Origin of the sequence: Micromonospora sp. CPM1, from assembly GCF_023896895.1 — a bacterium.
Classification (GTDB): domain Bacteria; phylum Actinomycetota; class Actinomycetes; order Mycobacteriales; family Micromonosporaceae; genus Micromonospora; species Micromonospora tulbaghiae.
In genome coordinates, this window is record NZ_JAMHIU010000053.1 from 1 (window position 1) to 7,903 (window position 7,903).

Sequence of the window (7,903 nt, forward strand, 5' to 3'; positions counted from 1 at the left end):
GTGGGGGAGTGGGTGGGGTGGGGGTGGGAATGCTTACGGGTGGGCCGGTGTTGGGGGTGACGGACCTCCTGTGCCGGGTGGAAGACGCCCGTGGCAGACTGGTCAATCGGCCACCGGTTCCGGTTCACGCCCGAGCCCGTCGTGACGACGGGGAGCACTGACGGCGACCCGGCGACCACCGACGAAAGGACCGAGGCGACATGAAGCCCAACATCCACCCGGAGTACGCGACCACCGAGGTCCGCTGCTCCTGCGGCAACACGTTCACGACCCGCAGCACCGCCAAGGGCGGCGCCATCAGCGTCGAGACCTGCAGCGCCTGCCACCCGTTCTACACCGGTAAGCAGCGCGTGCTGGACACCGCCGGCCGGGTCGCGAAGTTCCAGCAGAAGTACGCCAAGGTTCAGGCCAAGAAGGCCAAGTAGCTCCGTCGACGACGCCCGTGTCCGGCTCCTGCCGGGCACGGGCGTTCGTCCGTTTGTGCCGGTTCCACATCCAAGGAGCATCCGCAGCATGAGCAGTGAGCGCCTGGCCGCCCTCCTCGACGAGTACGCCGAGCTGGAGCGGCGGCTGGCCGACCCGGCCATCCACGCCGACCAGGGCACCGCCCGGCGGGTCGGCCGTCGGTACGCCGAACTGGTCCCGCTGCACAAGGCGGCCGGCGAGCTGGAGCAGGCCCGCGCCGACCTGACCGCCGCCCGGGAGCTGGCCGCCGAGGACGCGACGTTCGCCGCCGAGGCGGACAGCATCGCCGCGTCCCTGCCGGCGCTGGAGGAACGGCTCGCGGAACTGCTCATCCCGCGCGACCCGCACGACGCCAAGGACGTGATCGTCGAGATCAAGGCCGGCGAGGGCGGCGAGGAGTCCGCGCTGTTCGCGGGCGACCTGCTGCGGATGTACACCCGGTACGCCGAGCGGCACGGCTGGGTCACCGAGGTGATCGACGCGCAGGACTCCGACCTGGGTGGCGTCAAGGACGTCTCGCTGGCGATCAAGAGCAAGGGCGTCCCGGAGGGCGGCAACGGCGTCTGGTCCCGGCTCAAGTGGGAGGGCGGCGTGCACCGGGTGCAGCGCGTCCCGGTCACCGAGTCGCAGGGCCGGATCCACACCAGCGCCGCCGGCGTGCTGGTGCTGCCCGAGGCGGAGGACGTCGACGTCACCATCGACCCGAACGAGCTGCGCATCGACGTGTTCCGCTCGTCCGGCCCCGGTGGGCAGTCGGTGAACACGACCGACTCGGCGGTCCGGATCACGCACGTGCCGACCGGCATCGTGGTCTCCTGCCAGAACGAGAAGTCGCAGCTGCAGAACCGGGAGCAGGCCATGCGCATCCTGCGCGCCCGGCTGCTCGCCGCCGCCCAGGAGCAGGCGGACGCCGCGGCGTCGGACGCCCGCAAGGCGCAGGTCCGCACCGTGGACCGGTCCGAGCGGATCCGCACCTACAACTTCCCGCAGAACCGGATCACCGACCACCGCATCGGCTACACCGCGTACAACCTCGACCTGGCGCTGGCCGGCGAGCTGGACGGGGTGCTCGACGCGCTGGCCGAGGCGGACCGCGCGGCCCGGCTGGCCGGCGAGACCGAGCTGTCCCGCCGCTGACCCGGCGCGGCCCCGCGCGAAGGCCGCGCCGCCCGCACGGCTCGCAGGGGGATCCGCGAAGGCAACCCCGGGGGTACGGCCTCAGCTCGCCCGCAACCGTGCCTTGGCGCGCAGCATCTCCCGGTCGGCCAGCTCGAACGCGGCGCCCAGTGCCTCCCGGACACTCACAGTGGTGCTGCCGTCGACCTCGGCGAAGCCGATCGTCACCCCGACCGGCGTGCCCGGCACGAGGGACTCCCAGTCCTCGGTGCGGACGGCCGCCTCGATCCGGCGGGCCACCTCGACGGCCTCCGGCATGACGGTGTCGGGCAGCACCACGACGAACTCGTCGCCGCCGTAGCGGGCCACGAAGTCGCCCCGCCGCATCACCCGGTTGATCACCCCGGCGACCCGTTGCAGCACCAGGTCGCCGGAGTGGTGGCCGTGCCGGGTGTTCACCGCCTTGAACCCGTCGAGGTCGCAGACGCCGATCACCACCCGCTCGCCCCGGGACACCACGGCGCCCAGGTAGCGCTCCAGCCGGCGCCGGTTGGGCAGGCCGGTGAGCGGGTCGGTGAGCGCCTCGCCCTCGTACCGGGCCGCCTCGCGGCGCATCTCCTCGTGGTCGATCCGGGCGGCGATGCCGTCGATGTAGACGTCCCGCAGCCGGTCGCTGCGCCGCGCCGCCAGCCGGAACGCGTGCCGGTCGGCCCGGTGCGCCCCGGCGTGGTCACCGGCCCGGGCCAGGGCGACGCTGCGCAGCCGGGGCGCCTCGGCCGCGCCGAGCGTCTCGTCGGAGACCCGCAGCGAGTCCAGCCGGGTGACCGCCTCGATCGGGCGGCCGGCGGCCACCGCGAGGCAGACCTGACCGAGCTGGCGCAGGTCGCGGGCGCGGGCGCTGTCCCCGCCGTGACCGAGCAGCCGGTTCGGGTCGGCGTCCCCGGCGGACTCCACCCGGTCGCCGAGCGCGGCCCGGCGGGCGGCGGCGTAGCCGTACGCGGCCAGGCTGCTCGGGCGCAGGTTGCCGGCGCCTCCGCCCCGCAGGAACCGGGCCAGGTCACCGGCGACGTCGCGCAGCACCCGCAGGCACCCGTCGCTGTCGCCGTTGTGGTCGAGCGCGACCGCGTTGCGCAGCCGGATCCCCGGGGCGGCGAACGTCTCCTCGGGGATGCCGACGCTGAGCCCGACCTCCCGGGCCCGTTCGATCGCGCCCAGCGCGTGGCCGTGGAAGCTGAGGTACGAGTACGCCATCGCCAGGTCGTGCCAGCCCCAGGCGGTGTCCCGGTCGGGGGTGTCGTCGGCGCTGAGCGCGCGGGCGGCCCGGACCAGGTGCATCACGCACCTGTCCAGCGCGCCCTGGTGGTGGGCGGCGAGCGCGGCCAGCGCGTTGAGGTGCCCGTGCAGGTAGGGCTCGGTCAGGTCGCGTACGGCGGCGGAGGCGTCCTCGACGGCGCGGGTGAACTCGGCGGTGCGGCCGAGATTGATCAGCGCGGACAGGCGTTGCACCAGCGCGTCGGCGCGCGCGTACGGGTCGTCGGTGGTGCGGATGACGCGGTCGAGCAGGGCGCACGCCTCCGCGGACCGGCTGGCCTCCTGCAGTGACCGAGCGCGGCGGAGAGCGTCAACCTGGTCCTCGACCTGGTCGAGCCAGCCCACTCGCGACCTCCCTGCGGTGTGCGCCCGGACGCACCCGCTCGTGAGGTGGGCCGCGACGCCTCATGATTATTGCGTGACCGCACTCCCGCAACACCCGTCCGAAGGGACAGAACGCGAACGCCCCTCGCTGGTGATCAACCGGGTGGCGCGCGCGCTCGCGGCGGCCGGCGTCGAGGCGCCCCGCGCCGAGGCCGAGCAGCTCGCCGCGTACGTCCTGGAAGTGCCGCGTGGCCGGCTGGCGCTCGCCGACGGCTTCACCCCGGCGCAGCGCGACCGCTTGGACGCGCTGGTCGGGCGGCGGGTGACGCGCGAGCCGTTGCAGCACCTGCTCGGCTCGGCTGGTTTCCGGCACCTGGAGCTGGCCGTCGGGCCGGGCGTGTTCGTGCCCCGGCCGGAAACGGAACTGCTGGCCGGCTGGGGGATCGAGCGGGCCCGGGAGTACGCCGCGCCGCTCGTGGTCGACCTGTGCAGCGGTTCCGGCGCGATCGCCCTCGCGGTCGCGCAGGAGGTGCCGGCGGCCCGGGTGGTGGCGGTGGAACGGTCCCCGGCCGCGCTGGTGTGGCTGCGGCGCAACGCGGCCGGCCGGGTCGCCGCCGGGGACCGGCCGATCGAGGTGGTGGCCGCCGACGTGACCGATCCGGACCTGCTGGCCGACCTGGCCGGACGGGTCGACGTGCTGCTCTGCAACCCGCCGTACGTGCCGAGGTCGGTGCCGGTGCCGCCGGAGGTGGCCGGGCACGACCCGGACGAGGCGGTGTTCGGCGGCGCGGACGGGCTGGACGTGATCCGGCCGGTGGTCGGCCGGGCCGCCGTGCTGCTGCGCCCGGGCGGCGCGATCGGCATCGAGCACGACGACACGCACGCGGCGGCGGTGCCGGCGCTGCTGCGCGGCGACGGCCGCTACGACCGGGTCGCGGAACACCGGGACCTGGCCGGGCGGCCCCGCTTTGCGAGCGCGTCCCGGCGGGCGGACGGCACCCACGCCGACCCGGCCCCGGCGTGGCAGACTGACTCCTCGTGATGCTCTACGACTGTCGGTCGCCCGCCGACCGGGACCGCGGCATCGCCGCTGCCGTCGAGGCGGTCAAGAACGGTGAACTCGTCGTCCTGCCGACCGACACGGTCTACGGCATCGGGGCGGACGCCTTCACCCCGTACGCGGTGAAGGCCCTGGCGGACACCAAGGGTGGCGCCCGGCAGGCGCCCCCGGTGCTCATCGGTTCCCGGCACACGCTCGACGGCCTGGTCTTCTCGCTGCCCGGCGCGGCTCGCGACCTGGTCGAGGCGTTCTGGCCCGGTGCGCTGACCATCGTGGTGGAGCACTCGCCGAGCCTGGCCTGGGACCTGGGCGACAACAGCGGCACGGTGGCGGTGCGGATGCCGCTGCACCCGGTGGCGCTGGAGGTGCTGCGGGAGACGGGCCCGATGGCCGTCGCGTCGGCCAACAAGATCGGCCAGCCCGCCGCGCTCACCGCCGAGGAGGCACGCGACCAGCTCGGCTACGGCGTCCGGGCGTACCTGGAGGCCGGGCCGGCGGTGGACCCGGTGCCGAGCACCATCGTCGACCTGACCGGCGACGTGCCGCGGGTGCTGCGCGAGGGCGCTGTGACGCTGGCGAAGCTGCGGGAGGTCGTGCCGGACATCCTCGACGAGCGGGGGGTCTGAGTGCCGCCCTTCACCGTCCTGCACGTCTGCATGGGCAACATCTGCCGGTCGCCGATGGCCGAGCGGCTGCTGCTGCTCGCGGTCCGGGAGCGGTTGGCCCGCCTCGACGTCGACCCGGCCGGGTCGGACGCGCTCGTGCACAGCCACAGCGCCGGCACCGGCGGCTGGCACGCGGGCGAGGAGATGAACCCGCCCGCCGCCCGGCAGGTGCTCTCGCGCGGCGGCGACACCGAGGGGTTCGCCGCCCGGCGGCTGCGCTCCGACCTGATCGACGCCGCCGACCTGGTGCTCACCGCGACCGCCGACCAGCAGGAGTACGTGGTGGCGCTGCGGCCGGACGCCGCCGCGCGCACGTTCGTGCTCGGTGAGTTCGGCCGCCTGCTCGGCGGGCTGGACCGGTCCGCCCTGCCGCCGGCCGAGCCGACGCCGGACGCCGTGTTCGCGCGCGGTGTCGCGCTGGTGGCGGCCGCCGACGCGGCCCGGCAGAACGCCTCCGCGCTGCCCACCGACGATCTGGACGACCCGTGGGGCCGGGGCGACCAGTGCTTCAGCCGGGTCGCGGACGAGATCGAGGAGACGGTGCAGCCGCTGGCTGCCGCGCTGCTGCCCTGAGATTCATCCTTCCTCGCGAACTTCCTGCGCATTTCGCGGAAGATGTCGGCGAAAGCGAGCAATCCGGTCATTCTGAACGGGTCCGTACGGCCGGCTCCTGCGGGGAGAGCTGATGAACCGGGCCTATCTCGACAAGCTGTTCACCGTTGTGCTCGCCGGCGTGCTCGCCGGACTGGCCCTGGCCGCCGCCGCGCTGCCGGCCGCGCTGGTCTTCGGGCTGGGCGTGAAGAACCTGATGCCGTACACGGTGCTGCCGGAGGCGCTCAAGACGCCGCAGCCGGCGCAGCGCTCCAACCTGTACGCCAACGACGGGCGGACGCTGATCACCTCGTTCTACGTCGAGGACCGGGTGGACGTGCCGGTCGGCGAGGTGGCACCGGTGATGCGCGAGGCGATCGTGGCCGCCGAGGACGTGCGCTTCTACGAGCACCACGGCGTTGACGTGCGCGGCGTGGCACGGGCGTTCACGGCCAACCGCCGCGAGGGCACCCGTCAGGGCGCCTCCACGCTGACCATGCAGTACGTGCGCAACGCGCTGGCCGGTGACCCCCGGCTGACCGAGGAGCAGCGGGCCGCCGCCACCGAGATCACCGTCGGACGTAAGATCCGCGAGATGCGGTACGCGCTGACGCTGGAACGGCAGGTCGGCAAGGACGAGATCCTCGGGCGCTACCTGAACATCGCGTACTTCGGTGCCGGGGCGTACGGCATCGCCGCCGCCAGCAAGCGCTACTTCTCCACCACGCCGGACCGGCTCACGCTGGCCCAGGCCGCGCTGCTCGCCGGGCTGGTCCGGTCCCCGGCCGACGACCCGATCAACGGGGAGGCCGACTCGGCGCTGCAACGCCGGGCGTACGTGCTGGACCGGATGGTGGAGACCGGCCGGGTGAACGCGGCCGACGCGGAGGCGGCGAAGGCCACGGAACTGGCGCTGGAGCCCAACACCACGCCGAACGACTGCGCCGCCGTGCCCGCCGACCACAACGACTGGGGCTTCTTCTGCGACTGGTTCACCCAGTGGTGGAACGCCCAGCCGGCGTTCGGCGAGAACGTCGACGAGCGGCAGCGGACGTTGCGCCGCGGCGGCTGGAAGATCGTGTCGTCGCTCGACCCGGACGTGCAGGCCAAGGCGAGCGAGCAGGTGCGGGAGATCTACCCGGAGACGATCGCGCGGGCGGCGCCGACCGCCGTGGTGCAGCCGGGCACCGGCCGGGTGCTGGCCATGGCGGTGAACCGCACCTACGGCACGACCGCAAACCCGGACGGGCAGCAGAACTACCCGAACACGGTCAACCAGCTGGTGGCCGGCGGTGGCGGCATCACCGGCTACCAGGCGGGCTCCACGTTCAAGCTGTTCGCGTTGCTGGCCGCGCTGGAGTCGGGGCTGCCGCTGGACACGGAGTTCGACGCCCCGCCCGTCTACGTGACGCAGTACCCGGTCGGCGCCGGCCCGGCGAGCTGCGGCGGCCGGTGGTGCCCGGCGAACGCCAACACCTACTGGATGGACGGCGACCGGGACATGTGGGACGCGTTCGGCCGGTCGGTGAACACGTACTTCGCGTGGCTGACCGAGCGCGTCGGCGCGGACCGGGTGGTCGAGATGGCCCAGCGGCTGGGCATCGTGTTCCGCGCACCGGCCGACGCGAAGATGGCCCGCGAGGGCGCCAAGAGCTGGGGACCGTTCACGCTCGGCGTCTCCGCCACCACGCCGCTGGACCTGGCCGGCGCGTACGCCGCGGTGGCCGCCGAGGGCACCTGGTGCCGGCCCACGCCGGTCACCTCGATCACCGATCCGGCCGGCCGGAAGGTGGCCGCCGGGAACACCGACTGCCGGCAGGTGCTCGACACCGAGGTCGCCCGCGCGGCGGCCGACGCCAGCCGCTGCCCGGTCGGCGACCAGTCCATGTACCGGCGCTGCGACGGCGGCACGGCCGAGGAACTGGCCCCTGGTCTGCGCCGGCCGGTGGCGGGCAAGACCGGAAGCTCGGAGCGGAACGCCACCGAGACGGTCGTCGCGTTCACGCCGCAGTTGTCGGTGGCGACGATCGCCGCGAACCCGGACGACCCCCGCGACGCGGTCGGCGGCGGTGTGCAGAAGCGGCAGATCGCCGCCGTGGGCCGCATCCTCGCGTGGTCGCTGCGCGACGAGCCGGTACGCGACTTCGTCCCGCCCGGTCAGGCCGTGGCCTTCCAGCACACCAGCCCCCGAACCGGCAACTGACCCCGCCCGCCCCCGCCCTGCCGCGCCCCCGCCCCACCCCGCGCCGACGCTTCTATAGGTGGGCCGGTTCCGGGAGGTTGGTATCGGTAGGGTTCGACGTTGGTGATCTATGGGTGACTCATGCAAGATCTGGCCGCTGTCAGTTGGTGTGCCGTGGCGTCGACTTGT

At 74.0% G+C, this 7,903-nt stretch carries 7 protein-coding genes; 6 read left to right on the top strand and 1 reads right to left on the bottom strand.

Translation table 11 applies throughout. The annotated features are described in order from the left end of the window. Positions 1-200 precede the first annotated feature (200 nt). Together rpmE and prfA are read left to right on the top strand one after the other, a co-directional pair. Positions 201-425: a 50S ribosomal protein L31 gene (gene rpmE, locus M8C11_RS29995; protein ID WP_073828674.1), complete on the top strand. Its 225-nt coding sequence runs from the start codon at positions 201-203 to the stop codon at positions 423-425. A gap of 88 nt (positions 426-513) precedes the next feature. Further along, positions 514-1,602: a peptide chain release factor 1 gene (gene prfA / locus M8C11_RS30000; RefSeq protein WP_120573346.1), complete on the top strand. Its 1,089-nt coding sequence runs from the start codon at positions 514-516 to the stop codon at positions 1,600-1,602. A gap of 81 nt (positions 1,603-1,683) precedes the next feature. Here the strand turns inward: prfA and M8C11_RS30005 are convergent, their stop codons facing one another. Beyond that, positions 1,684-3,237 carry a GGDEF domain-containing protein gene (locus tag M8C11_RS30005; protein WP_252454789.1) on the bottom strand — a complete coding sequence of 518 codons (1,554 nt, stop codon included), beginning with the start codon at positions 3,235-3,237 and terminating at the stop codon, positions 1,684-1,686. Positions 3,238-3,367: 130 nt separating this feature from the next. Here M8C11_RS30005 and prmC point away from each other — a divergent pair, with 130 nt between their 5' ends. The 4 genes from prmC to M8C11_RS30025 all read left to right on the top strand — a co-directional run bounded on the left by prmC (position 3,368) and on the right by M8C11_RS30025 (position 7,735). Further along, entirely contained in the window at positions 3,368-4,258 is an 891-nt protein-coding gene (gene prmC, locus M8C11_RS30010; protein ID WP_374669403.1) for a peptide chain release factor N(5)-glutamine methyltransferase, read from the top strand. After that, positions 4,258-4,902 (top strand): L-threonylcarbamoyladenylate synthase, encoded by a 645-nt coding sequence (locus M8C11_RS30015; RefSeq protein WP_047893553.1) that lies wholly within the window; start codon positions 4,258-4,260, stop codon positions 4,900-4,902. The genes prmC and M8C11_RS30015 overlap by 1 nt, the downstream gene beginning before the upstream one ends. After that, complete coding sequence (locus M8C11_RS30020) at positions 4,903-5,514, top strand: phosphotyrosine protein phosphatase (protein WP_047893554.1); 612 nt, start codon at positions 4,903-4,905, stop codon at positions 5,512-5,514. A 112-nt stretch (positions 5,515-5,626) separates the two neighbouring features. Continuing rightward, entirely contained in the window at positions 5,627-7,735 is a 2,109-nt protein-coding gene (locus M8C11_RS30025) for a transglycosylase domain-containing protein (protein ID WP_252454793.1), read from the top strand. Positions 7,736-7,903 lie beyond the last annotated feature (168 nt).

Coding starts and splice junctions, on each gene's coding strand:
- rpmE (WP_073828674.1), top strand. CDS start 201: ATGAAGCCCAACATCCACCCGGAGTACGCGACCACCGAGGTCCGCTGC.
- prfA (WP_120573346.1), top strand. CDS start 514: ATGAGCAGTGAGCGCCTGGCCGCCCTCCTCGACGAGTACGCCGAGCTG.
- M8C11_RS30015 (WP_047893553.1), top strand. CDS start 4,258: ATGCTCTACGACTGTCGGTCGCCCGCCGACCGGGACCGCGGCATCGCC.
- M8C11_RS30025 (WP_252454793.1), top strand. CDS start 5,627: ATGAACCGGGCCTATCTCGACAAGCTGTTCACCGTTGTGCTCGCCGGC.